This is a genomic window from Bdellovibrio sp. CKG001, from assembly GCF_055397465.1.
This window is the reverse complement of the sequence record NZ_AP029173.1, coordinates 564,887-590,092: the sequence shown is the minus strand read 5'-3', so window position 1 is coordinate 590,092 and position 25,206 is coordinate 564,887. Positions and strand designations below refer to the sequence as shown.

General features: G+C 49.9%; 23 protein-coding genes and 1 tRNA gene. 15 read left to right on the top strand and 9 right to left on the bottom strand.

Annotation, left to right across the window (positions count from 1 at the left end):
• The first annotated feature begins 2 nt into the window (after positions 1–2).
• Both ACZ50P_RS02930 and ACZ50P_RS02925 read left to right on the top strand, forming a co-directional pair.
• Entirely contained in the window at positions 3–1,004 is a 1,002-nt protein-coding gene (locus ACZ50P_RS02930) for a glycosyltransferase family 9 protein (RefSeq protein ID WP_464133305.1), read from the top strand.
• A 9-nt stretch (positions 1,005–1,013) separates the two neighbouring features.
• Positions 1,014–2,030, top strand: coding sequence for a small ribosomal subunit Rsm22 family protein (locus ACZ50P_RS02925; protein WP_464133304.1), 1,017 nt, complete (start codon positions 1,014–1,016; stop codon positions 2,028–2,030).
• Here ACZ50P_RS02925 and ACZ50P_RS02920 read toward each other — a convergent pair.
• Positions 1,977–2,771 carry a substrate-binding periplasmic protein gene (locus tag ACZ50P_RS02920; protein WP_464133302.1) on the bottom strand — a complete coding sequence of 265 codons (795 nt, stop codon included), beginning with the start codon at positions 2,769–2,771 and terminating at the stop codon, positions 1,977–1,979. The two genes, ACZ50P_RS02925 and ACZ50P_RS02920, sit on opposite strands and share 54 nt — an antisense overlap.
• A gap of 171 nt (positions 2,772–2,942) precedes the next feature.
• On the opposite strand from ACZ50P_RS02920, the gene ACZ50P_RS02915 reads away from it, so the two are divergent.
• Positions 2,943–6,125: an Ig-like domain-containing protein gene (locus tag ACZ50P_RS02915; RefSeq protein WP_464133300.1), complete on the top strand. Its 3,183-nt coding sequence runs from the start codon at positions 2,943–2,945 to the stop codon at positions 6,123–6,125.
• Positions 6,126–6,270: 145 nt separating this feature from the next.
• Here ACZ50P_RS02915 and ACZ50P_RS02910 read toward each other — a convergent pair whose 3' ends face one another.
• Positions 6,271–6,696 (bottom strand): DUF4423 domain-containing protein, encoded by a 426-nt coding sequence (locus tag ACZ50P_RS02910; protein WP_464120107.1) that lies wholly within the window; start codon positions 6,694–6,696, stop codon positions 6,271–6,273.
• Positions 6,697–6,850: 154 nt separating this feature from the next.
• Positions 6,851–7,357, bottom strand: a complete 507-nt coding sequence (locus tag ACZ50P_RS02905) for an SAM-dependent methyltransferase (RefSeq protein WP_464133297.1) — start codon at positions 7,355–7,357, stop codon at positions 6,851–6,853.
• 54 nt (positions 7,358–7,411) lie between these two features.
• Between ACZ50P_RS02905 and gcvT the strand changes: the two genes are divergently transcribed.
• From gcvT to ACZ50P_RS02865, 8 genes are all read left to right on the top strand, one after another.
• On the top strand, positions 7,412–8,500 hold the full coding sequence (gcvT, locus tag ACZ50P_RS02900; RefSeq protein WP_464133295.1) for a glycine cleavage system aminomethyltransferase GcvT: 1,089 nt from the start codon (positions 7,412–7,414) through the stop codon (positions 8,498–8,500).
• A 10-nt stretch (positions 8,501–8,510) separates the two neighbouring features.
• Positions 8,511–8,900, top strand: a complete 390-nt coding sequence (gcvH, locus tag ACZ50P_RS02895; RefSeq protein WP_464120104.1) for a glycine cleavage system protein GcvH — start codon at positions 8,511–8,513, stop codon at positions 8,898–8,900.
• A gap of 100 nt (positions 8,901–9,000) precedes the next feature.
• A tRNA-Leu gene (locus ACZ50P_RS02890) sits at positions 9,001–9,083 on the top strand.
• A gap of 153 nt (positions 9,084–9,236) precedes the next feature.
• Positions 9,237–9,992 (top strand): SDR family NAD(P)-dependent oxidoreductase, encoded by a 756-nt coding sequence (locus tag ACZ50P_RS02885; protein WP_464133292.1) that lies wholly within the window; start codon positions 9,237–9,239, stop codon positions 9,990–9,992.
• Between the two features lies 1 nt (position 9,993).
• A complete protein-coding gene (locus tag ACZ50P_RS02880; protein ID WP_464133291.1) occupies positions 9,994–11,640 on the top strand; it encodes a CRTAC1 family protein in 1,647 nt (548 codons plus the stop codon).
• Entirely contained in the window at positions 11,637–11,969 is a 333-nt protein-coding gene (locus ACZ50P_RS02875) for a nuclear transport factor 2 family protein (RefSeq protein ID WP_464133289.1), read from the top strand. The genes ACZ50P_RS02880 and ACZ50P_RS02875 overlap by 4 nt, the downstream gene beginning before the upstream one ends.
• A 145-nt stretch (positions 11,970–12,114) precedes the next feature.
• Positions 12,115–12,567, top strand: coding sequence for a hypothetical protein (locus ACZ50P_RS02870; RefSeq protein WP_464133287.1), 453 nt, complete (start codon positions 12,115–12,117; stop codon positions 12,565–12,567).
• 127 nt (positions 12,568–12,694) lie between these two features.
• Complete coding sequence (locus tag ACZ50P_RS02865) at positions 12,695–14,152, top strand: substrate-binding periplasmic protein (RefSeq protein WP_464133285.1); 1,458 nt, start codon at positions 12,695–12,697, stop codon at positions 14,150–14,152.
• 10 nt (positions 14,153–14,162) lie between these two features.
• On the opposite strand, the gene ACZ50P_RS02860 is transcribed toward ACZ50P_RS02865, so the two are convergent.
• Together ACZ50P_RS02860 and ACZ50P_RS02855 are read right to left on the bottom strand one after the other, a co-directional pair.
• Positions 14,163–16,025 carry a hypothetical protein gene (locus ACZ50P_RS02860; protein WP_464133284.1) on the bottom strand — a complete coding sequence of 621 codons (1,863 nt, stop codon included), beginning with the start codon at positions 16,023–16,025 and terminating at the stop codon, positions 14,163–14,165.
• A gap of 173 nt (positions 16,026–16,198) precedes the next feature.
• Complete coding sequence (locus ACZ50P_RS02855; protein ID WP_464133281.1) at positions 16,199–17,260, bottom strand: linear amide C-N hydrolase; 1,062 nt, start codon at positions 17,258–17,260, stop codon at positions 16,199–16,201.
• 134 nt (positions 17,261–17,394) lie between these two features.
• Here ACZ50P_RS02855 and ACZ50P_RS02850 point away from each other — a divergent pair, with 134 nt between their 5' ends.
• On the top strand, positions 17,395–17,751 hold the full coding sequence (locus tag ACZ50P_RS02850; protein ID WP_464133279.1) for a zinc ribbon domain-containing protein YjdM: 357 nt from the start codon (positions 17,395–17,397) through the stop codon (positions 17,749–17,751).
• 29 nt (positions 17,752–17,780) lie between these two features.
• Here the strand turns inward: ACZ50P_RS02850 and ACZ50P_RS02845 are convergent, their stop codons facing one another.
• Positions 17,781–18,338 carry a hypothetical protein gene (locus ACZ50P_RS02845; protein ID WP_464133277.1) on the bottom strand — a complete coding sequence of 186 codons (558 nt, stop codon included), beginning with the start codon at positions 18,336–18,338 and terminating at the stop codon, positions 17,781–17,783.
• A gap of 72 nt (positions 18,339–18,410) precedes the next feature.
• On the opposite strand from ACZ50P_RS02845, the gene ACZ50P_RS02840 reads away from it, so the two are divergent.
• Complete coding sequence (locus ACZ50P_RS02840) at positions 18,411–19,568, top strand: DUF2914 domain-containing protein (RefSeq protein ID WP_464133275.1); 1,158 nt, start codon at positions 18,411–18,413, stop codon at positions 19,566–19,568.
• A 56-nt stretch (positions 19,569–19,624) separates the two neighbouring features.
• Here ACZ50P_RS02840 and ACZ50P_RS02835 read toward each other — a convergent pair whose 3' ends face one another.
• Both ACZ50P_RS02835 and ACZ50P_RS02830 read right to left on the bottom strand, forming a co-directional pair.
• Positions 19,625–19,867, bottom strand: coding sequence for a hypothetical protein (locus ACZ50P_RS02835; RefSeq protein ID WP_464120093.1), 243 nt, complete (start codon positions 19,865–19,867; stop codon positions 19,625–19,627).
• 228 nt (positions 19,868–20,095) lie between these two features.
• Entirely contained in the window at positions 20,096–21,949 is a 1,854-nt protein-coding gene (locus ACZ50P_RS02830) for a monovalent cation:proton antiporter-2 (CPA2) family protein (RefSeq protein WP_464135169.1), read from the bottom strand.
• A gap of 115 nt (positions 21,950–22,064) precedes the next feature.
• On the opposite strand from ACZ50P_RS02830, the gene ACZ50P_RS02825 reads away from it, so the two are divergent.
• Together ACZ50P_RS02825 and ACZ50P_RS02820 are read left to right on the top strand one after the other, a co-directional pair.
• On the top strand, positions 22,065–23,267 hold the full coding sequence (locus ACZ50P_RS02825) for a TCR/Tet family MFS transporter (protein WP_464133274.1): 1,203 nt from the start codon (positions 22,065–22,067) through the stop codon (positions 23,265–23,267).
• 49 nt (positions 23,268–23,316) lie between these two features.
• Positions 23,317–23,916, top strand: a complete 600-nt coding sequence (locus tag ACZ50P_RS02820; protein ID WP_464133272.1) for an NUDIX hydrolase — start codon at positions 23,317–23,319, stop codon at positions 23,914–23,916.
• 327 nt (positions 23,917–24,243) lie between these two features.
• Here the strand turns inward: ACZ50P_RS02820 and ACZ50P_RS02815 are convergent, their stop codons facing one another.
• The gene (locus ACZ50P_RS02815) at positions 24,244–25,182 is read right to left on the bottom strand and encodes a hypothetical protein (RefSeq protein ID WP_464133270.1); all 939 of its coding nucleotides are present in this window, start codon (positions 25,180–25,182) and stop codon (positions 24,244–24,246) included.
• Positions 25,183–25,206: the final 24 nt, after the last annotated feature.

The window sequence follows — 25,206 nt, the reverse complement described above, 5'->3', positions numbered from 1 at the left end:
GAATGAAGCGTGTTCTTCTGATCCGTTTAGACAAAATCGGCGACCTGATCTGCACCATGTGTGTAGATCAGGTTTCTTTTTTAAATGACTGGGATCAGCAGTGGGTTATCGCCAAAGGATTGGGGTTTGTCCCCGACCACGCCGATCCCCGCCGGAAGTACATCGAGCTTTCCAAAGAAGACTCTAAAGAGTCCCTACAAAAACTTCGCGCTTTTCTGAAAGAATACAAACCCGACGTGGCCGTGAGCTTCCAAGCCCCCTGGTGGGTCAGCTATGCCCTTTGGGCGGAAGGTGTGCCGGTTCGTGCCGGTGTGCGCTCGCAGTGGCACAGCTTTTTGTTCCTGAATAAGGGCCTGCGCCAGCGCCGCAGTCTGGCGGTGAAACACGAAGCCGAATACAACCTGGATGTTCTTAAGCATGCATTGAACAACACCAGTGCGGACACGGCCCCTGTCTTAAAACTTCAAGGCCCGACAAATCCTGACCTCCTGGCAAAACATCAACTGACTGCCAATGGCTATGTCGTGGTTCATCCAGGTATGGCCGGGTCAGCGCTGAACTGGCCAATTGCCAACTACATCGAGTTCATCAAACAAGTCAGCCCCCGCACCCAAGTTGTTCTGACAGGCACGGCGGCGGATGAAAAGTGGCTGACCGATATCAAAGCCACTTTCAAAAATGACCCCAACGTGATTTGCCTGCAGAGCCTTCTAAAGGCCTCAGAATTGTTCACCGTACTTAAAAACTCCAAGGCCGTGGTTGTGCCCAGCACGGGTGTCGCTCACATGGCAGCGTCTTTGGGTGCGGTGGTTTTGGGTATCTATCCGCATGTGCGGGTGCAAAAGCCTGTTCGTTGGGCAGCCCGCGGGCCTCATGTTCATATTTTTGAAGCCCCGACACTGAACCCGGACGGCAGTCACTGCGATGGCACCCGCTGTGAAGAATTTCACTGTATGGAGAAAATCACAGTGGAACAATTGCTTCACACCCTGTCCTCGCTTTAGAATACCGGCATGCAAAGAGAATTCAGTTTTCCCGCTTCATTTGAAGAATCCATTGACCGTGCCCTGGCGACTTACAAACTGTCGCTGAAGGACTCCAAGGCCTTGGCAAAATGTGTGCTGGCTCTTTCTGATTACTTTATCACCAAGCCCGACAGTCCAACACCCTGGAATGAATCCTGGGCTCAGGTGGCCTATCTTTGCTACTATCTGCCGCTGAATTCCACGCGTCTGAATGGGATTTTTGCAGAAGCCGACAAAAGAAGCTTCTTCCAGGGTCTTGAACGGGTGATTGATTTCGGCGCGGGACTGGCAACGGCTTCGATCACTTTGAATGAACGTCATAAGTTCAGCTATCAGTTGATTGAGCGCGCCTCTGAACCTCAGCAGATTATTGAAAAGCACTTCCCTCAATTTCCACCTCAGGACTGGCAGCGCACCTTCAGCTCCGCTCGCATGAAAGATGGGAATAAGACTTTAGCTTTGTTCTCGTATTCCCTGACCGAACTCAGTGACCTGCCCGATTGGGCTTATCAGTGCGAAGCCTTGATGTTGGTGGAACCTTCCACCCAGCAGGACGGTCGCAAACTGTTACAACTTCGCCAAAAGCTTCTGGAAAAAGGTTATCATGTCTGGGCCCCGTGCACCCATGAAGGGCCATGCCCGCTACTGACCCAATCCAAAACCGACTGGTGTCATGATCGAGTGCATTTCAAAGCCCCGCAGTGGTTCCTGAATCTGGAAGCCGAACTTCCGATGAAGAATCGGACCTTAACCATGAGCTATCTTCTGATGCGAAAAACCCGCCCGACGGCCATTGCAGCCGCTAGGGTTGTCGGCGATCGATTGAAGGAAAAAGGCAAGGATCGCCAGATGATCTGTCGTGGTTCTGATCGCGAGTTTTTGGCCTGGATGCACAAGAACAAGATGGAACAGGAAATTCCTCGTGGTGTTCTTATTGAACTGCCAGAGAATCTACAGAAAGTTTCCAACGAACTTCGCGTCAGTCAGGAAATCACCATCTTGTAAGTCGCTTTTGCTGCCCAGAAGCTTTTTCCATTCACCGGATCGACGCAAACGCTGAATTTCACCTTCCAGCCACTTTTGCAGATTTTTATCCGCATCTCTGGATAAAAGAAACTTCCGCTCAAACTTCTCTACCGAGCGGTCGGAAATATAAATATCCTGACCCAGTTTCAAATCCTGAATCAGATAATCCGCCACGAGACGACCGGTGATCACAAAATCAATGCGTCCCCGGGCAAGCATTTGCAGGCCGTTACTTAAGGAGTTTGTCGTCTGGGAATCCACTTCCCCCGCGTGCTGCAACTTGCTGACGGTTTCCATGCTATGACCTGTGACGACAGTGGTCTTCAAATGCTTCAGGGATTCCATGCCACGATAGTCCACTGGTTTTTTACGCGAAGACAGGACCAGGTTTTCATCATCCATCATGGCCGAAGTCCAAAAGAATTTCTTTTCATCCGTGTCTTCAAACCACTTCGGTGCCACCAAGGGAACGACCACAACCCCGTTTTTTTCCAATACTTTCAACAGACGTGCCCGGGGCAGAACCATCACTTTAAATTCATCCTTCCCCAGGGATCGGGCCGTCAGCAAAGATGCCAACTCAAACACCAGTCCCGTTTCTTTCTTCTGATCCACAATAAATGGAGGAGTATCATAAGGCGATATCATCTCGACGACTTGTTTAGCGAAAGCCTTTGTGGAAACTGCCAGAACAATTATTGTGATCCAAAGCAGACGCATAATTAACAGCTCCTTCGCCTGTATATCCATTGTAGCACAGTCATAGAGGCCCCATTGATCTAATTTGAAACATGAAAATTACTGGCACGTCATAACATGGACCTTAAAGATAAATATAAACAAGCCGATATATATTTGTAACGGGGTTTTACTTTGAATACATGGAACGTAATGGGAAAATTCATTGTATGGATTTGCGTCAGTGCCTGGATTGCTGGTTGCACGATTAAGACCAGTGTTCACAACGGCGAACTCAAGGCTTCCCTGCAAGGCGCAGAGTCCCCGGCCTACTATACCAACAAGTCCCCGGTCAAAGTCCGGATTCAGTTCAACCGACCTCCGGATGTTGTGCACGCTGATCAATTCCAAGCTCAGAATGCCACGATCTCTGGTATTACCCGCCTCACAGGAACTGAGTATATAATTGAGTTAGTTCCAGATCATCAGGGACTGATCCGAATGCAATTGCCAGCCGGCATAGCCGTTGGAAGCCGGGGTGAGAAATCCGAGCCCTCTGAAATCTTTGAAATTCACTTCGATGACATTCTGCCCACGATCGATACCGCCACTGTTCTGCCTGGTGCCGTCAGCTCGGTGGCTCGCCCCTCCGTTGCCGGCACAACAGAGCCCAAGGCCATTGTGACTTTATTTAATTCCATCACCTGCAGTGGTGATATTCTGGCAAACACCACGGCAGATGCCACCAGCGGAAATTATTCCTTCGAACTGGGACAAGCCCTGACGGCGGAAGGCTCCTATGCCTGGAGCCTTCTGACTGAAGATGCTGCAGGAAACACCTACTGCTATCCTTACCCGTTGGCTTACACTTTGGATCAGACAGCTCCGTCCACGCCTGCCATCTCCTTGGTTCACGGGACTATTTCCGACAATCCGGTTGCTGTGGATCTGGGCTCCTGTGCAGATGACAACCAGAATCCTGATTCTTATTATCAGGTGATTTTCACTCAAGACAGCTCGACTCCGCCAGCCCTGGACGATCCCGCATGGATGACCTGCACCGCCGGGACTAATCATTTCACACTTTCTGGTGCTGATGGCGCCCATACCATCATCTTGTGGGCCCGCGACGAGGCAGGGAATCTGACTGCGAGCAATACCATCCATCTGACTTTGGATACGGCAATCCCCAGCCTGACTTTACCGGCGACGATCAGTCTGGATCGCAACAGTGCCAGCACCGAACTTTTTGCTGATGCTTTGGTTGATTCAGACGAGGAAGGTGCTGGAACTTACAGTCTGGCGACAGCCGATGCCCCTCGATGTTCAGACTTCGGAAGTGTGTCGATTGATGCCGCAACGGGAGCTTTGACCTACGCCCCGACGACTCATTACTTCAATCGCTACAGCGGAGCCGACTATCATGGTGGCCCCTGCAACATCAAAGTGCAGTTTGCCGATCAAGTTCTGCCTGCACCTCACACCGTCACTGCCGATGTGGCCGTGACAGTGAATTTCGTTAACGAGCCGGTCCAGATCACCGTCTGGCCAGGCACCAACGGAACCACGTTGGAAAAATGTGGTAACAAGTGCTTTGCAAATTCCATCTTTGATCTGGCCTTTACCGTGTCCCCGGGCGGCAATGCAACCTTCCCGGACCCACAGCCTTTGACTTGTGCAGGCTCCACTGCCGATGCATATTACGTGGATATCGCCAATTGCGGAGTCTCTGGCACCACGGGGACGTTGGCGGTGCAGATGGGCACGGCTCACGCGTCTTCTAGTGATGGCACTGTGATCACCTTCACAGCCAGCGATGGGATCGGCACGGACTCAAAAACTTTCAGCCTGCATGTAGACAACTATGTGATGAGCATGTATCCAGCCCTGGCCGTCAGCAAACAGCTTTCATGTATTTTGTGTCACGCTAACATTCAGGCCGATATCGTCACTGATTTCGGCGTCTCTCAAGCCAACTATGGCAATGCCTCGGACATTTTGGGTGTGGCCAACCTGGCTGGTTCATACATCTATCACAACGACAACAGTGTTATTGATTTTCTGGTCACGGGCTCAATCTATATGCCGAACATCACAGTGACCGACAAAAACTTTATCAAACAAACTTCCGGTAATCCGAACTCAGGTCCGCTCAACCTGCGAAACTTCCTGCAAAACAGCTGGAATCAGTACAGCCCCATCACCGACAGCCAGGGCACCATCCTGATGGATGGCGATGGTTTTATGCAAGTAAACCCCACCCCAGTGGCCAAGGCCCCTCAACTGGTTCCTCCGAAAGTTCAAGGAGGACTGCAACTGAAGTCCTCGATCACGATCCGGGCCCCTTCCGATGCAGAGGTCTTGGCGCTGGACAGTTCTTTAAGCGCCGGAACAACGGCTTTTGTCTATAAAGGCCCGAACTCCAAACCGGGTTTAAGCGGTCTGCAAATTCATGACTTCGGTTATGGATCGTTTGTGCGCAACAATGGCACGATCATCTGTCATGGAAGTATTATCATCAGCGGAACCTTGTATTTGAATAATCCCGACATCCAAACCGATGACGTCGGCTGTTCTATTTATGTTGCAGGTAATGTCTTTATCGAAACCAATCGCGGCACCGCGATTCAGTACGTGGGGGGCGCAGCTTCGCCGACTTTACAGATCACAAGTTCGCGCAATATCCATATGGGTATCGGATTGTACGACATCCGCTTTATCCGCCGAAGTTTGAATAATTTTGAAGACGCCCAGAAGATCGTCAACGCCGCCAATCCGGGAGGTCTTCGCGACGCCGCAGAAGGCGCTCTGACCATCAAGTCCAACAATGATGCCGGAGCCTGGGAATGGATGCGCTGTCCACTGCGCCCTGAGCATGCCCAGTATCTGGATGCTCACTATATTTCCAATGGAAACTATTCCGCTTGCGATCCTGGTGTCGATCCATGGAAGTGTGGCATGGCCAAAGAATTGTTTGATGATTGGACCGGGCCGGTGACGGGTTATGATCATGTCTTGGACGTCAAGGTCATCAACCAATCCGGCACTTTGGTCAACCCCATCGTGGCCTATGAAAACATGTGCCGCTGGAACGGCTATCAGATGTCGAACTATGCTGCCCACTCGTGGCAGTGGTCAGGATACTGGGGTGAACAACCCGATCGAGTGGGCGCTCCAACGATCAATGCCACCCGCGTTTCAACGGTTTTTGATCACATTCGCATCAACGCGCAGAACGTGCACAGCCGCTATTATGGAGAATTCCGCGGATCCGTGATCGCCCCCTGGGCTCTGTTCGCGGTCGGAAATCTGGTCTTTAAATACGACACTCGCTTAAACAATGTCGTACCTTACCCCCGCCTCATGGTCCCCAATCCCATCTTCGATGTACAGTAATCGGCCCGGCCGAGCAGAACTTCCCGCCAGGGGCAGTGCTGGAGCGCCGGCAGGCGCGCAAGCTGAAGCAGCTCCCCAGAAAATAAAAAACCGAGAGCTTTTGGGCTCTCGGTTCCTAGTCGAATTTAACTTTTGAATTCCGAAGCTACTCAGTCACGTAGCCAGAAACAGGGATCAAGGACACAGAGATCTGATAAGTCTTGCCTTGAACAACCCCAGCATCCAGGAATTGCGCCAGCTCACGACGGAAGCCTTTGATTTTTTCTTTAGCTTCAGCCAAACGCGCTTCATCCACATTGATTGTGATCGTGGAATGTTCACGTTCTTCACTTGGCATTTTCTCCAGAAGACGTTCCAACTTGCGTTTCATCTTCTTTTCACGGCTGATTTCGCCGAAACGCTGAAGTTCATCCGGAGTCAGGTTCAAACGCTCCCCGAACATACGGATGGTTCTCATTGTCACAGTACGTTTGCCGTTCAGGATTTTGGACAAGAAAGACGAGTCCACTTCCAAATGACGAGCAAACGCACGCAAAGAGTAACGGGGATAGTTTTGGCTACGGCGAGCCAATTCATCTTCAAGAAACTGTCTAAAATCTGAGTTTTTATTTACGTCCTGCATGAGGACACAATTATTTGCAGGGCCCCTGATAATCAATATTTTGTTCACAGTCTTACAGACATTTAATCTAGCTATTCGAGGCGCGTCATAAGGCCCGCGAACATTACAGAATTTTATCGAATATCAACAACTTACGATTTCGACCGCGCTCTTCGACGGAAAGCATTTCCGAGGCCCTCATGAAGTCGTTCGCCAGGGTTTTTTGCAATAAATCAGACAGCATCTGTTCGTCTCTTTGTGGACCCAATATCAGTCTGTCAGCGCTAAGAAGTCCCTTTTCCCGCAAAGTCTGCACAATTTTTAGAATCGTGTGAGCCCCCACTCCGGTAATGACCACCGTGCCTGACACAGACTGCCGCAGATCCTCCCCGGGCCGAGAGTGAAAAGCGGCCTGCGTAACAGCGTCTTCGCGGAAATATTCTGCCAAAAAACGAGCCTCCAGCTGTTCTACGATGTGCGGCACCTGATCCACGAAATGAACCTCGGAAAAAAGCCCGCTTTCATAGGCATTCAACCCCAGATATCCGTGGTCGCAGCAGAAGTCCCAGACGGGCTTTCCGGGCAAAAGGTGATCGTAGATAAGCTGCATGCGGCGAGAGAGTTTGAACATCGGGTCGCAAGATAGAATCCTCATTGACTGAATGTCACGGGGAAAGGGATATTCATGCGCATGAAAAAGACTCCATTAGCAGAAACACACGAGAAGCTCGGCGGCCGCATGGTCGATTTCGCCGGTTGGTATATGCCTGTTCAGTACGTGGGTGTGCGTGAAGAGCACAACAACGTGCGCACGAACGTAGGCCTGTTTGACGTTTCCCACATGGGGGAAATTCGCGTTAAAGGCCCCAAAGCCCTGGAAACCCTGGAATGGCTGACGACCAACGACGTGGCAAAACTGAATGTCGGAGAGGCTCAATATTCTTTGCTGCCGAATGATCAGGGCGGCCTGGTGGACGATATTATCGTTTATTGCCTGGAAAAGGATGCCGATTACCTGGTTTGCGTGAATGCCTCCAACAAAGACAAAGACTTTGCCTGGATGACCAAACACAATAAAGGCGCGGATATCACCGATGAATCCGACCGCTGGGGTCAGATCGCCATCCAAGGTCCAAAAGCTCTGGAGCTTTGCGACCGTGTATTCGACATCAAAGTCAGTGAAATGAAACCTTTCACTTTGAAGTCCGGCCAGTTCAAAAATCACAAGATCATGATCGCCACAACTGGTTACACCGGCGAAAAAGGCTGCGAAGTCTTTATCGAAGCCGCAGGAACTGTGGATCTGTGGATGACTTTGCTAGAAACCGGCAAAGACCTGGGCGTGATGAGCATCGGCTTGGGGGCCCGTGACACCCTAAGAACCGAAATGAAGTACTCTCTTTACGGCCACGAAATTGATGACACGACGAATCCCTACGAGGCGGGCCTGAGCTGGGTGATTAAACCTGCCAAAAAGGACTTCTTCAATAAAGCCCAGATTGTGGGCAAAAAAGAAGCCGGTTTAAGCCGAAATCTCGTGGGATTTAAGATGCTTGAGAAGGGCATCCCTCGTCAGGGCTACAGCCTGTTTTCTTTTGACAACAAAGAAATCGGCAGGGTAACTAGTGGTACTCACTCCCCGACCCTGGATGAACCTATCGGTATTGCTTTTATCGATGTAGCTTACGCAAAAGAAGGAACCGAGTTCCTTCTGGACATCCGCGGTCGCAAAGTGAAAGCCGTGGTTTGCAAAACACCGTTTGTAACGAAATAAGGAGCCAGACATGGGATATCACATTCCTGAAGACTATTATTACACTAAAGAACACGAATGGGCTCAGGTTGATGAGAACATCGTTACTGTAGGTATCACTGAATTTGCTCAGGATTCCTTGGGCGAAGTCGTTTACGTGGAGCTTCCAGAAGAAGGTCAAAAGATCACTCAAGGCCAAACTTTCGGCGTTATTGAGTCCGTTAAAGCGGTGAGTGACCTTTATGCCCCTGTTTCCGGCACGGTTATCGAAGTGAACTCATCTCTTAGCGATGACCCGTCTGTTTTGAACGACGACCCAGTGAATGAAGGCTGGTTGGTTCGTATCGAAATGGATACCGAAAAAGAGCTCGCAAACCTTATGAGAGCTCCAGACTACAAAAAATTGATCAGCGAGAAATAAGCTGAGTTGAGGCCAAGCGGACGTTTTTTTGAAATTTCCGCTTGCAATCTGACTCTGAAGTAAGCTATCAATAGTGCTTCCTTAAGCCTAGAGATGTGTTGCCCCGCTGGTGAAATTGGCAGACACGCTAGACTTAGGATCTAGTGCGCAAGCGTGGGGGTTCAAGTCCCTCGCGGGGCACCAAATCTCTAAGCTTAAGAACCACTAAAAAGCCAACTGAATAAGTTGGCTTTTTTTATGCCCAAAATCTTCAGACGACCACGAACTGTTCCTATTCCTAGACCTTCCTCTGGACCCGGCCTTGCTGAATAACACGCTGAAATTCATACTTTAATTATGGATTTATTTATCGTTACAGGCGGCTCTAAGGGGCTGGGGGAACAGGTTTGTCTTAAAGCTCTGCAGCAGGGCCACCAAGTCGTAAATCTGTCCCGCTCCCGTCCCTCATTCAAATCACCCAATTTCAAACATATTACCGCTGACTTCAGCCGCGGCCTGGGGACGATCCAAAAGATCGAAGCCGTGCTGGAGAATCTGGATCTGGCTTCTTTCAAACATATCCATCTGATTAACAATGCCGCGTTGATCAATCCCGTGGGCTCTTTGGTCGATCTGGATCTGTCTGAGATGAACACACATCTGGTGACCAATCTGATTTCTCCTGTTCTGCTGTCCCAGGTCTGCGCCCGGCTCGCTGCTGAAGAAAAAAAGTCTTTGACGATATTCAACATCGGCTCCGGCGCCGCGTTCCGGCCCATTTCAGGATGGTCGATGTATTGTTCCTCCAAAGCCGGCCTGAAAATGTTCACCGAAAATACGGCTTTGGATCTGCAAAACTCTAAGAACAAAAAAATCAGAATCTATCACTTCAGTCCCGGTGTGCTGGATACACAAATGCAGCAGACCATTCGCAGCTTCAAAAAGAAGGACTTCCCCGAAGTGGCTAACTTTAAAAAGCTGAAGACGGATCATCAGCTGCGCCAGCCCGCAGATGTCGCTGATCTGGTCGTCCGCTTCTGTCTGGAACCGAAAAAATTCAAAACTCAATCGTCTGTGATCTCCATCCAAGATCTGGAAAAGAAGGTACGTTAAAATGAAACGATTATTTACCGGTGCTCTCGTTGTCGGGTTCTTTATTCTTGGCTTCAGGATCTCTAATCCCGAGGGGGGCTTTAACACCGCTCCCGTCAGTTCGACTGAGTTCAGTTCAACCTCTTCGCAGTTCCAGGACATCACGGCGTCCTCGGGCCTGCCGGCGATCCATTCAACAACGCTGGCTTTTGGTGACTACGACAACGACGGCTGGGTCGATTTGCTGGCTGGCGGACGTCTGTTCAGAAATGTCAGCAGCAAAATGAACATTCTTTTCTCTGATGTGACAGATCTTGTGGGCATTCGCGACATGAAGGGGGCTCCTTTATTTGCGGATCTGGACAACAATGGCCTGCTCGACATTCTGACAACCAAAGGACAGATCTTCATGCAGGTCTCCAAGGGTCAGTTCGTTGAATCCTCACGCCAGTGGGGCTTTTCTTTGCCAGAGCACGCCCATGCACTGGCTATCGTTGATGTGAACAAGGATGGGTGGATTGATATTATGGCGGGCTTCAGCGAACCCAAATTCGGCGATCCCCTTCTTCCCCAGAAGATGTACACCAATGTCAAAGGCAAGTTCCTGATCGACAGCACCCCGGTGGCTTTCCGGATGAACCCAAACTATCTTCGTGGCATTGCCGTGGCGGATTACAACAACAACGGTTCCATCGAAGCTTACTTTTCTAATTATCGCCTGCGCCCCAACAACCTGTACAACCTGGGAAGTGCGATCCTGATGGATCAAGCAACGGCCATGAACATTCAAGGGGATCACGACCCTAAAAAGTTCTACGACCAGTCCCGCAAGGCCTACTATGGACCACAGTACGGTCACACGATCTCCTCGATCTGGGCGGACTTTGACAATGACGGAAATCTGGATCTTTGGGTTTCCAATCTGGTGCATAAGTTCGTGGGTATCAATGGCAAGGGCGTCTTTGATCAGCGCGGCTATCTGTGTGACGATTCTAAAATTTATCGTAACACCGGAAAGCCCTTCTACCGCCTGATTGACGTTCGACCTTCTTCCGGTATTGCCTATCGTCCCATTGGTGATTTCTCCAAATATAAGGGTGACGAACTGTGGGCGCAAACGACGCCTGCTGATTTTGACAACGATGGTCTGTTGGATGTTTACATCAGTCAGGTTTACGATCTGGCCTATTCTTACTCTCTTCTGTACAAGAATATGGGTGGCTTCAAGTTCAGGGACATCAGCGCAGAACAAGGCACTCGCGTTTTTGACAGTTATGCGGCGGCCTGGGCTGACCTGAACAACGACGGAAAAATGGACTTGGTTCAGTCAGGACGACTGCGCAACGGCGCCACTCCGGCACTTCGGGTTCTGCAAAACACCTTGGGTGACAACAATAACTTCCTGCGCGTTCGACTGAAAGGCACCCGTTCCGGCACTCAGGCGGTGACGGCACAGGTTCGCGTTTACCATCGCAACGGGGTTTTCCTGCGCCAACAAGATGGTGTGACAGGGACCATGAATCAGCAAAACGATCCGACCCTGCATTTCGGCCTGGGCCCCGTCAAAGAGATCACCAAAGTGGAGATCCGCTGGCCTTCTGGAAAAGTGCAAACACTGGGACCGACTGCCGTAAACCAAACACTTAAGATTGAGGAACCACGCCAATGACCACCGAACAAAGAGTCGCCCTGGTACAGGGGCAACTGGATGCCTATAACAATCGCGACATCGAAAAGTTTTGCTCTTTTTACCACCCCGAAGTGACCGCCTACCGCCTGGGACAGGAAAGCCCGTTCTGCGTAGGGATGGAGACCTTCCGCAAACTGTATGATGAAAAGTTCAAAAACACACCTGACTTGCACTGCACCCTGAAAAGCAGAATCGTCCTGAACAACAAGGTGCTTGATGAGGAATCCGTCGTGCCTAGCGGGTCTCACGTCGTTGCCATCTATGATTTCAAAGACGGACTGATCAAAGACATCTGGTTTGCATACTAAGGCCTTAGGGGCCTTACAGCGCCTCTGATCCGCGAAGAGGCCCCGATTCATTATGCATTAAAGGCATATATACTTTCTTTTAATATAATTTACAAATAGCCCTCAAAGACCTACAAAAGCCCCATCAAAACATGGAGTTTTAATTATGAAGTCTTTGCTGGTGCTTTTATTGACTATTTTTCCTTTGCTTTCCCTGGCGTCTTCCCGTGGTGAAGATCAATTCATTGAAAAAGTTTACTCTGTGATCGAGGCCAAAAACGGAACTTTTAGGGAGGTGGCTCCAGCAGACCTCAACCCAAAACAGCTCGCGGGTCTTATGAAAGCCGCACGCGAAGAAGCTGATATCTGGTATGACACCATTCTGGAGGGCGACTACATACTGAACTCCGAAGCTGATATTGAGGTGGTCGAATTGAGCCAATACTATTCTGCATCTGGTGAACTTGTAGCTTACCGCGCGGTCATTCAACATGCGGCCTTTGACGTGGGAGAGGACAACTGCACCCCGGGCTACATTTCCAGCGGCATCTTTATCAGTCCTGACTTCAGATTCCACTTCCGCGACGAAGATGCCATTGAGGACTTCACCGAACTGTAATGACCTCTCAGGGACCTGTCACCATTTCAGGTCCCTTTGATTTCCGACAAAGGAACATCAAGCCGGCAACAATGTGTCTGGAATCATTTTGACAGCCAGGGCGCGATTTCCAGATCATGATGCCACCATGAACATCAGCCGCCTCATTCTGATCTTTCTATTTTCTGTGACCGCACAGCTTGTCCCTGGCTTTGCAGTTGGCGGCCTGAAGTTCGGCTTCAATCCCAGCAATGCGCCCCCTTTGCTTTATCAGTTTGAAAATAACGGCAACCCCATTCCCACGGGGGGATTGATCTACGAAGTTTCTGTCGCCATTGGCGACGAGCTGGGGGAAGACTACACGATCGAACGCATCCCCAGAAAACGTATTGCTCAGCAGATTGTGGAAAATCGCGTGGATTTGATCTGCCACAACAGCATCCGGTGGCGCCATGAATTTGCTGACAATGTGTTGTGGAGCGCTCCTCTTTTTACCACCTCCAATGTACTGGTCAGCACAACAGCGATTCCTTTTGAAAAAGTCAGCCAAATCACAGGAATCACCATCGGCACGGTGGAAAACTACGTCTACGCAGACTTGGAAGATCGCTTTAAAAACAAGGAACTGCAAAGATCTGACAGCGCCTCCATCGAAGTCAGTGTTAAGAAGCTGCTCAATGACCGTGTCAGTTATATTATTCTGGCCGAGCCCGAATACATCTATTTTAAGTCCCGGTATCCGCGCCTGGTACGCAGCTCCTTTAGCTTCGATCAGACAGATATCCAATGTTCTTTGTCACGCAAGTCCTCTTTGTCATTGGAGCGACTGAATCGCGCGATTGCCAATCTTCACCGCAAAAAGGTTCTGCAAAGAATTCTCGAGCGCTATTCCAACTCGGCGACGATGCCCCAGCCCTTCAGTTATGGTTTGAATAGCAATGATTCGCCCCCATTTATCTTCTTTGAGAAAAATGGACACAACCTGAATCGTGTGCGTGGTGGATTGTTCTTTGATATCGGTCGCGAAATCGCCAGAAAGCTTCGCCGACCCGTTCATTTTGAATTGCTGCCACGCGGGCGCTTGGATGCCCGCCTGGCCGCCGGGTTGATTGAGATGGTCTGCTACGACAACGAGGCCTGGGCCGGTGAATACGCCAAACAATATCAATGGAGCCAGCCTATCTTTCGTCAAAGTGACCTGATCGTCAGCCTTCGCAACGACAAGGCTGACACTAAAGTCCGCTCGCTGGAGGATCTGAAGGGAAAGCGTCTTGGCACTGTGCTTAACTTTGTCTATCCCGCTTTATCGCCGCTTTTTGAAAACCGCAGTGTCCTGCGTGAGGATGCAAGTTCAGGAGCCTCCAATCTGGAGAAGCTCTTTTCCCAGCGAATTCCGTTTATCATTCTGAACAATCTTGAATACCAGTACTATGAAAGCAAACACCCACACCTGCAAAGAGCCGCTTTGGAAGTGGACCCGGTCGATGTGAAGTGTGCCGTTTCAAAAAAAGCTGACTTGAAAATTCAAGAGGTGGACGCCGCCATTCGGGAACTGCAATCCTCGGGGAGGATGCAGAAGATCTTTTCGCCACCTTATGAACCTTAAAATAAAAAACTTACCACTTAAGACTAACCCAGATCATGCCGCGAAGACGGTCATTCACCCGCTCACCCTGCAGCTCCGGAGTAAAGCCCTTGTCATAGAGCGGATAAGTGCGACGCCCCTGTTGATAGGACACTTCGGCTCCGGCCTGAACGAACTTTGCAAAATCCTTTTTCAGCCCCACACGGAACGAGTTGGAAGCAGGAATGTCATAGAAAGGATCCTGCTCTTTGTTGCTCATGACCTTGGCCATGTCGAAAGCGACATACACCTGTCCCATGCGTCCAGCCGGGAAACTGGCTTCTACAGTGTTCTTCAAAGCCGTCGCCGACATGTTTTCAACACCTTCGAACAAGAAGACTTCTCCGCGCACCAAAAGATAGACCTTGCCAATCTGCTTATCGAAAACCACAGACACTTTGTCAGCCTCAGTCACCCATTCAGTCTTGGATGAATAGTGACCTTCCTTCACACGACGGAAAGAACGTTCATAGCCTGCACTGACGTTGTCAGATACACGCTGGTCTACTCCGGCACGAACAACCAGATCCGCCGCACTGGCATCACCACCGTGAAGATTTGCATCCAGGTTGGTTCTCTCCAACTCCACTTTGCCTGTGGTTTTGTTGATCCGCGCTGTGCCTGTAAACTGAATGCCGTGGAAAAGAACTGTGCGCTCCTTCTCACTCCAGGTCATAGTTGGATTCAAAGTCGGGGAACCCACTTGGCCGATGCCGGCATATCCCTTGGCCACCAAACCGATTTCCTCTACGACCGAGTTCACGGCAATATTACCTCCGGCCTGCCCGGAAACACCCATACCCGAGAAACGATAGCTGCCCTCGGCAGCATTGTGCTGTTGGTGCAACATGAAGGCGCGAACGTAAGAACTGTCTTCAAACTTTTTTACGACCTGAACACCGACAGCATTGTCCTGATTCCCGATACGCAACTGCAAGATGGAACTTTCCGTCGACTTATAGGCCAACGAAGTAATACCTTCCTTGATCCACAAAGCTGTTTGAGGCAAATAGGCGTGATAACTGCCCTTGACGCCTTCCACATACACTGTACCCACCAAAGGCCCCAGAACCCGACTGCTGACTTCCAGCATGTTCTGCTGCGTCTTTTGACCGGTTGCAATCACCTGTGAATAGTTCTGGATATAATACTGACCTGTTTTGGGATCTTTAAAGTGATAAATAAAATGACCACCGGAATCTTTACCTGATTTATCCTTCTGCCACACACCTGTGTGCATACCCACATCAGTGAAACCCAATGCCCGCGCCTGCCCGGCCAGATACTTATGAATGTCCCCGCAAACTCCGCCTTGATTGCCGTTCATCAGGGCGTTGCGGAAGACTTCTTCTGAGGTGTTACGGTTTTCCGTGGTCACTGAATAAAATCTGGAAAGATGCGATCCAGACAAAGACAGGATCAACAGTTTCTGATCCCGGCTTAGGACGATGGCCTCACGTTTCAAAAGACTCAGACTGCCTTCGTACGAAAGGGCTTTGGAATACATCGTGTTGTCCATGCCCGAAGCCGCTTTATAAAGCTCCACGGCAGCCCGATAATCATCCGGTCGATTCTTAAAGACATCGTTAATACTGAAGGCCGACACGTCAAGATTCGCACCTGACTTGGCGGTGTTGTAATAGAAATAAGAATCAAAGTACTTGGCTTGTTGGGCCTGTCCCTTGGAGGAGTTTCTAAGCTTGTCCTGGTAAGCCGCCTCCCGGCGAGCCGCTTCTTCCTGGAATGCACGGTCCATATCCTCTTCGTATGTAGAAGAAGATGGCGTGTCTTGAGCCATAGCCACAGAGGCCGATACCAACAGAACAGAACTGACAAGAATACCCAAACGCTTCATAGAGCACCTCAATAAGGAGGTCTCTATCCAAGAATCCGGCCAGCCCCACGACCGCTTAAAACACAAAAGAGTCTCGCAACTGCCTAAAGTGCAAATAAAAACGCCCCAAATTGTCTCTGCAATAAGGGGCGTTTGTTAAGACAAATCGAACACTTACCAAATATTAATGAGCCTTAAAGCTGTGCCTTCATCCCAGCAGGAACATCAGGTTTCAGGAATTGGAAGACCTTGGTGGGTTTAAACTTCCTGGTGATATCGCCACTCAACTCATAGTTTTTCACCAGGTTGATTTTTTTAACTCCGGCATTCTTTTTAAAATTCAATTTCGGCAGATCCACCCATACGATGAAGGGACTCATGGTGCTTTCATAGAAGTACAAGCCCCGATTCAGATCGGCTACGGTTCTCCAACGGGTCGTAGAAATATAGGGACGGGTTGGATCAGGAGTGCCAAAGGGCTGGGATACGTTTCTTAACACGCTAAAGACGCCGGCAATGGACTCTCGATAGTCGTTTGGCTGCGGCAGCTGCTGAGCATAGAAAGCCGCCCGAACAAAGCGATCCGCCGCCGCTGTTGTGCCAGGCAGGTCTTTGTTTCCGCCAAAGCCCTTGTACTGCTTCATCGTCACAAGCTGCTGATCAAACGGAGGCGAATTCGTCATTACTTTGTATTCACGTCCATGATAGATCTTCGGCTGACCTTTGATGTACTCAATCACTGCACTGTCACCCGTCTTGTCAGAGATCGCCAAATGCACAGTCCCTTGTTTGATTCCCTGAGACGTTTGCACGCTGGCCATCAACACCTGGAACGGAGTTTTTTCCATCGCAGCCACAGCTTCCGCCACGGTTTCAAAGTTATCCAGGAAATACTGAGCCCACATACTGACGGACATGCCCGGGATCTTTTCATCTCGCACACCGAAATCGCTTTCAGTCAAAAACAACAGATTCGCCGTCAGACCTTTTTCATTAATACCATCCCCGGTGCCCATGTCATACATGGACAAAATCACGCTTCCGTATTTGGAAATCCATTTCAAAGAGTTTTTCTCTGCCAGGCCATCGCGCTCCATCCCCCGGGGAAAAAGCCACATATTTGAACCTGTGTCCTCGGCCCAATCCATATTTCGACCCACGATAATATCGTGTTTCTTGGTGTCCCACAGAACACGAGTGCATGGATAAGCCGGAACTGCCAACAAAACGGTCAGTAAAAAAGAAAGTGTTTTCATGCCCCATAGCCTAGATAAGAAGAATGTGGAAGCCAAGTCCAGATATAAACAAGGTTGGGTTTTGACATATTTCTTATATTTGCGAGTCCTGTTTTTAATGGTCAAATCGACCTCGATATGATTTAGATGTACTCATGAACAATCCAACGAACTGTCCAAAATGTAATTCAGAACACATCTACCAAGATGGAAATTTATGGGTCTGCCCTGAGTGCGCTCACGAGTGGAGCCCCGAGGCTGTCGCTGCCGCCGCTGCTGCCGAAGCGGCCGCCAATGTGATCAAGGATGCCAACGGAAACATTCTTCAAGATGGCGACACGGTCACCGTGATCAAGGATCTGAAGATTAAAGGATCTTCCTCTGTGGTGAAAGTCGGAACTAAAGTGAAAAACATCCGCCTGGTTGACGGTGGCGACGGTCACGACATCGCTTGTAAGATTGACGGCTTTGGCGCAATGAACCTGAAATCAGAATTTGTTAAGAAGGTTTAAAACGAAGGCTCCGCAAGGGAGCCTTCTTCTTATCTAATTGGCAAAATACGAGTTTGATCTGGAATTCGAACGATTCGTCCCAAGGACAGCGTTTTCACAACCTTTGCAGATACGCCTGCGACCCTCTCGGACACCTCAACATCCACATCTTCATGCACGACGATCATATAACTTGTGGTCAGAAAATCCCCGCTGCCGACATGGCGGAAGCCCACAAAGTAAGTGTACTGGGCGCCAGCCGCAAACCACCCCGCACGACCAAATGCTGTTTGAGCGCCGTGCGTGATCTCAATCCCACCGCAGTCTTCCACCCAACCGTCACTGCGTTGATCTGAATCCTTGCAGTTTTCATTTTCGATGGTTTTGCGCAGCTCTGTCAGTCGCGAATCAGGATCATCCAAAATCATTTTCAGAAAACGCTCATTGTCGCTTCCATCCACATAGTCATGGGCCTGAACGGACTGCGAATCCTCCACCATAAAGCTGATGACGGCTCTTTCTGCTGAAATTCTTTCCATAGTTCGGGATTCCGCGGCCTGACAGACGCACGCAAGACTCATAACACATAGACTGATCCATGCTTTCATTCGCTAACTCCTTATTTTATGAGCGGCCATAGATAGCCCCCAATCTGCAAGAAAACAAATGAAGATCAATTAATGAAAACTCTGTCATCGGCGAGTCTTGCCAATATGCAAGACTCTGTTAACCTTAAGCCCATGACACAGCTTAAAGAACGCCTGCTCAACTTTTACGAAGAACATGAACGTACAGTAGATATCGCTTTCTTTCTTGGCGGCTTCTTCTTCGACGTCTGGACTCTTTCTGATATCGATGATCCCTTAGCCATACTTCAACAGGTCGTTTACCTGCTGATTCTGGGTGGTCTTCTTTATTTTGATTTCCTCAAATCCCACGGCTTTATTAAAATTCATCAAAGACTGGAGAGGGTGTGGGATTACCGCCAGCTGGCTGTGCATTTTCTTCTGGGCAGCTTGTTAAGTGTTTATTCTCTGTTCTTCCTGAAAAGCGCCTCGCTGTTCTCATCGTTGATTTTTATTCTGTTGCTGTTGGGACTGATGGTGGCCAACGAACTTAAACGAGTTCGTGAAAGTGAAATCAATCTGAAAATAGGCCTTTTCGTCATTTGTCTTTTTTGTTTCTTTTCGATGATGGTTCCCACCGCCCTGGGCTTTGTCGGTCTGGTGCCATTTACCCTTTCCCTGCTTCTGACTGCAGGGGCTCTATTCGGCATCTATAGTTTGCTGAAAAAGAACATCCAGGACATCACCGTCTTAAGAAAAAGTCTGATCATTCCTTCAGGCACCGTGCTGATTCTTTTTACGGTGTTTTATCTTTTGGGTTGGATTCCACCGGTGCCACTGTCCGTTCAAAACATGGGCATCTATCACAGCGTTGAAAAGGTCAATGGCACCTATGTGCTTTCTTACGAAACACCTTCCTGGCAGTTCTGGCAAAGAGGGGATCAGAACTTTAAGGCCGAGCCGAACGACAGAATTTATTTCTTTGCCCAGATCTTTTCCCCCGCCCGCTTCAGCGATTCGGTGATTCTTCACTGGTATTACAAAGATCCGGTTCAAGGCTGGCAGACCACGGATAAAATCCCCATGACCATCGCGGGCGGCCGCGAAGGTGGCTATCGTGGTTTTGCTTCGAAACAGAACTATTCAGAGGGTCGCTGGCGTATCAGTGTGGAAACCACCGATGGCAGAGAGATCGGACGAATCTATTTCAACGTCACAAAGGTCAGTGACATCAATCCGAACAGAGCCTTCTATAAAGACATCTTTAGATAAAAAAACACCGCCGGGGGACAGCGGTGTTTGGGGGAAATATTGCCAAATTTTCTTAACTAGTGCCGAGCCTGCACCAAGCGAACTTCAAAGTCCTGGGAGGGGCTTTCTGTTTGAAGTTGCTCAGTCGCTTGTTCATTGGCCGCCACCGCCACCTGCTGCGAATTTAAAATTCGCAAAAGCTTCTTTCTGAGAAGCTTCTGACTCATCGAAGCCTCCTGAATCATCCCGTTAAAGTTCTGAACCTCAGCCTTCGAAAAGGCCGCCCACAATAAAACCGTCATCACAATCAAGAAGCGCATCCGTGCCCTCCTAACAATTCCTACTAGAAAGACCCAGAACCCACCCCAAAAAGGTTAAAAAAAAACATCCCTCCGCACCCTAATCCAACCCCTCCCCGCCCAGCAAAGCGCCGGCAAAAGCGGCGGCGAAGCCCAGCCAGCCCCCCACCTCCGTCTCCCCAGAAGGAGCAGGCAGGTCAAAAAGGCCCAGCCGCAAGGCGGAGGGGGGCCCCCGCAGCGCTGGCGTGCTTAATGCACGTCGGAGCGAGGAGGCCCCCCGACAACGACGTCGGATGGGCCTTTTTCACCTGCCTGCGGTTCGATGTAGGTTTTTTCGGCGTCTTCTTTGAGAACCTGAGCCAGTTGCTGAACCGCCTGTCTGGATACGTCTATAAAGCTCTTCTGATCATGGCGGACCTTGAATTGTTCCAACAACATCAGCTCATCATGACGACGGAACCGTTCGATAATCGCTTGTGCCCTGGCTTCCGGTGTTCCCATGGCAATCAAAAGCTGACCACTAAGGCTGATGCTGGAATCCAAAGTTTCACGGCGAATAAATTTAACTCCAGCCTCCAGCAAATCAAAGGTGTGCTGGCGATTGCGGGCACGGGCAAAGACCTGAACGTGCGGATAGTCTTCCTTCAGGATCTGGGCGATCCGATTGGACGTTTCAACATCATCCACAGCCAACACGAAAAACTTGGCATTACGAATCCCGGCAGCCTCCAGGATTTCCTTACGAGCGGCATCGCCGTAATAAACCTTATTCCCAAATCGACGAAGCAATTCAATTTGTTCGGTATCATGCTCGATGGCCGTGAACGGAATTTCCTGAGTTCTTAGGATGCGACCGAAGATCTGGCCGAAGCGACCGAACCCCGCAATGATAACGGGATTGTTGGTTTCCTCAAACTTATCAAATTCCCGTCCCCCTGCCGCCGGAGTTTTACAAGCAATCCAGGCTTGTATCTTTTCATTCAAAACAATGATCAGCGGACTGGCAATCATGGACAAGGTCACCACCAATGTGAATCGCTGTGTCCAATCAGCAGAAATTACCTGCGCACTCTGCCCTACACCAAAGATCACAAAAGCAAACTCCCCGCCCTGCACCAGATACACTGAAAGATTGTTGGCGGCCTGAGAGTGCAACTTCATAAATCGGCCCACGGCAAAGATCAGAAGACCTTTTATAACCATATAACCGACCAACAACGACAGAATCATCGCCGGGGCCTGCAACAGCAACGAAAGCTTTACCGACATACCGACGGAAACAAAGAACAGCCCCATCAACAGCCCTTTGAAGGGCTCCAGATCCGCTTCCAGTTCGTGGCGATACTCGGACTCTGAAAGAAGCACTCCGGCCAGGAAAGCGCCCAATGCCATCGACAGGCCGACACTTTCCATCAGGAAGGCCACGCCAATCACAATCAGCAATGTCACACCGGTGAACAGTTCGCGACTGCGGGTTTCAGCAACCACCTGCAGAAATCTTCCCATCAGCAAACGACTGGAAATCGCCAGACCAATAAAGATCGCGATAGCCCCACCCCAATTGACAGAAGGCGTGTTAGCCGCCACCAGTCCCAAACTGGGAATCACCGCCAACGCAGGAATGGCCACCACGTCCTGCATTAGTAAAATCGCAAAAGAGGCCCGGCCAAACTCCGTGTTCAGAACTTTTCTTTCAGCCAGAGATTGCAACGCAAACGCCGTGGATGACAAGGACAGGGCAAAACCCACGACAGCGGCGCTGGCCCAAGGGATGCCCAGCTGATATCCGATCACGGTAAAGACGACCGTGCAGAACAGAATCTGCATTCCACCAAATCCAATCAGGGTTTTCCGCAAAGACCACAGCTTGCGAGGCTGCAGCTCCAGACCGATCATGAACAACAGGAACACGACACCGAACTCTGCGATGTGTTGCACGAACTGGAAATCGGATATCAATCCCCACCCCATGGGGCCGATAAGAATTCCCGCCGCCAGATAACCTAAAATAGTTCCCAGTCCCAGTTTTTGAAACAAGGACACCAGAACAACAGAAAAACCCAAAAACGCCAAAATCTGCAAAAGCTGCTCGTGTAAAACCATGCTCACAACGCTATCAAGAGTGCCCGGGCCACGCAATTGGATAGCAGAAAGTAAATTTTTATTAATATCAAAACAGCTGCTGACATTTGCAGATCGCTCTTCTAGCCTGAACCGTATGAAGAACTCAAAAGCGGGCATCTGGTTTATTTTTATCACTGTGACATTGGATATGATCGGACTGGGTCTGGTGATCCCGTCCCTGCCGGATATCATGCGCCGGTTCGTTTCCAGCGAAACTTCCGTTTCGGAATACTTCGGCTATTTCATTTCTGTCTATGCGCTGATGCAGTTTTTGGCCTCTCCTCTTTTGGGTGCGCTGTCAGATCGTTTCGGCCGCAGGTCCATCTTATTGGTGTCTCTGCTGGTCGCGGGCCTTGATTATATTCTGATGGCCTTTGCTCCGACTCTGGGAATTCTTTTCGCCGGGCGCGTGATTGCCGGGCTGACCGGGGCCAACATCACTGTCGCCATGGCATACATCGCCGATGTCAGTGATGAAAAAAATCGCTCTGCCAACTTCGGGATGGTCGGTGCCGCCTTCGGTCTGGGCTTTATCATCGGCCCAGCCATCGGCGGCCTGCTGGGGCATTTGGGGCCTCAGTATCCATTCCTTGCCGCCGCCGGTCTCAATCTTCTGAACTTCCTGTTTGGACTTTTCATTCTGCCGGAATCCCTGCCCCAGGAAATGCGTCGTAAGATTGACTTGCACAAGACCAATCCATTGCACTCTTTGGTCACCGTCTTCCGCTCCAAGCATCTGTTGGCGTTGTTGCTGGTTTACTTCTTTTTCCAACTGGGCGGTCAAACTCATCCGTCCATTTGGACATTGTACACAGAAACCCGCTTTAACTGGACAACCTCGCAAGTGGGACTCTCCCTGGCGGCGGTGGGTTTGTTGTCGGCCATTGCCCAGGGCTGGCTGACTCGTCTGGTGATCCCGAAACTGGGTGAACATCGCACGGTGGTGATCGGAGCTTTTGGTTATGCCGTTTCCTTCGCGCTTTTCGGGTTCGCCACTGAAGGCTGGATGATGTATGTCATTCTGCTGGGCTCATCGATTTTCTGGGTGGCACCTCCGGCATTGCAGTCTTTGATCAGTCACAACACGCCTCCGCAAGAACAAGGTGAACTGCAAGGGTCTTTGGTCAGTCTGGCAAGTCTAGCTGCCATTATCACCCCTTTGGTCACGACCAAGCTGTTCGCTCACTTTTCCGCACCGGCGGAAGGTGTGCCCTCCATTCCAGGTGCCCCTTATTTTTTTGCCGCGATCATCTGTCTGATTTCATGGGCGATTATGGCTCGCAGGAAGGTTTCCTAAAACGGCTGGCCTTGCGGGTCCTTCCCGTCAGGAGTACTCTTAAGAAGTCATGGATTCTGGTATCAAGTCTTTACTTCAAACTGCCATCACCGCGTTAGAGCCTCTGGATCTGGCCCCGATAATGGACCCGCATGCCTGCGTGGCGCTGATTCTGCGGGGACAGTCTGAAGAAAATCTGGAGCTGGGCTTTATCCAAAGAGCCCAACGCCCCGGGGATCGCTGGTCAGGTCAACTGGCTTTTCCCGGTGGCAAGCGTGAAGCCTTTGACATCACTGATCTGGATGCCGCTTTCAGAGAAACTCTGGAAGAAATCGGAGTTCGCCTGAGTTCCCACGAACTGCTGGGACGTCTGGATGATATTCAGGCCCGCAAAGCCGGAACAATGCTGGATTTTTATATCCGACCATTTGTGTTTTACACTGAACAGAACTTCCACGTCACTCTGGATACCAACGAAGTGGCGGACTATTTCTGGGTGCCTTTAAAGAACATCCGCGATCCCCAAAGGCAAACCGTTTACAAAGTTCAGCGCGAAAACATGTCGATTGAACTTCCCGCTGTGTATCTGGATCGCGTGCCGCCTTTATGGGGTCTTTCCTACATGATGACTTTGAATCTGTTCGAACGCTTGCACAGGCTTTTAAAATAGCTTCGTCGCGATCAGAAACGGTTTTTCCGTTTCAAAGCAGCACAATTCAATTATTTTAAACTTTTTCATTAAAAGTGCTCAACTATCCCAAGGTCCAGCCGATAAGTCTTATGAACCCAATGAGGTTCGCCTTGCACGAAAGGAGCCTTCAATGGCTAATAAGACAGTACGTAAAGAGTATATCTGGAACAGGGAGATTCGTGAATTGGTTCTCCTGACCGGAACGGGGCCACCATAACTCCAGTAAATTTTAAATTGGTGATTAAATAAAAAAGCCAGGACGAAAAAGGCGCCCTGGTTTTTTTATTTTTCAATTTGAGACAGCTCTTAAAGAATCGAGAAAATGGTCGAGAAGCTCAAAGTTGTGGATTCCGCTTTCATGTCTTTCGGGTAGAAATTCAAATAAGGTGCAAAATAAATGTCGCGGCTGAAAGCATAACCCATGCCCAGGCGACCGCTCAGGGTTTTGTTCAAAAGATCCCATTCCCCATCACGGGCGCGTGGATTCCAGAAGTTCATCGCCACAGAAGTATAAACGTTCATCTTGTCAGAAACATTGTATTTCACTTGCGGATAGAAACCCAGGTGATAACGGGAAGCCTTGCCGTCTTTCTTCTCGTATCCACGCTCATACAAGAAGACGCTCAGGCCAGTATCCAGGCCTGCCGCGAAGCCGGAATTGCCCAGGTTGTAAACCAAAGAGTTATCATAGGACAAAGAAGCGTACTGACCCACATCACGGAAGTTTGGAACTGTTGTCCAAGAAGCCCCATAAGAGTTTCTGACTTGCAAATCGCCCAGACGAGAATTGCGGTCATAGCTGATGAACGGCGTTTTTACGTCCGTGCGCTCAACCCCGTGGAAGGGAGTCAAAGCGTTGATGCCTGTTCCGGCACTGATCGCGCTTTTGGAATCCAAACGGTAACGGCCGCTGATGGAACCGCTCAAAGAAACCTGATTCACACCGATGGAACCATCCGGATTTGGCTGCATTTTGCTGGAAAGATCACCCACAGGAGGGCCGAAGTAAGAAAGAGAGAATTTCAGAGAGTAACGGGACAAGGAACCGGATTCAGCTTTGAGCTTTGAGTCTGTGATATCTTTGTCGTCCTCAAATTTTTTGTTCTTCAGAACATCACCCACAGAAGTGGATGTTTTTTGAGTTCCGGATTCCACAGAAGGAGTGGAAAGTGTGGTGGAAGAAGTCTGCGCATTGGCTGCCAAAGAAATCCCCACAATAAACCCGATCAAAAGCCCTTTAACCATGAAAACCCCCAAAAGTTTCGAGAG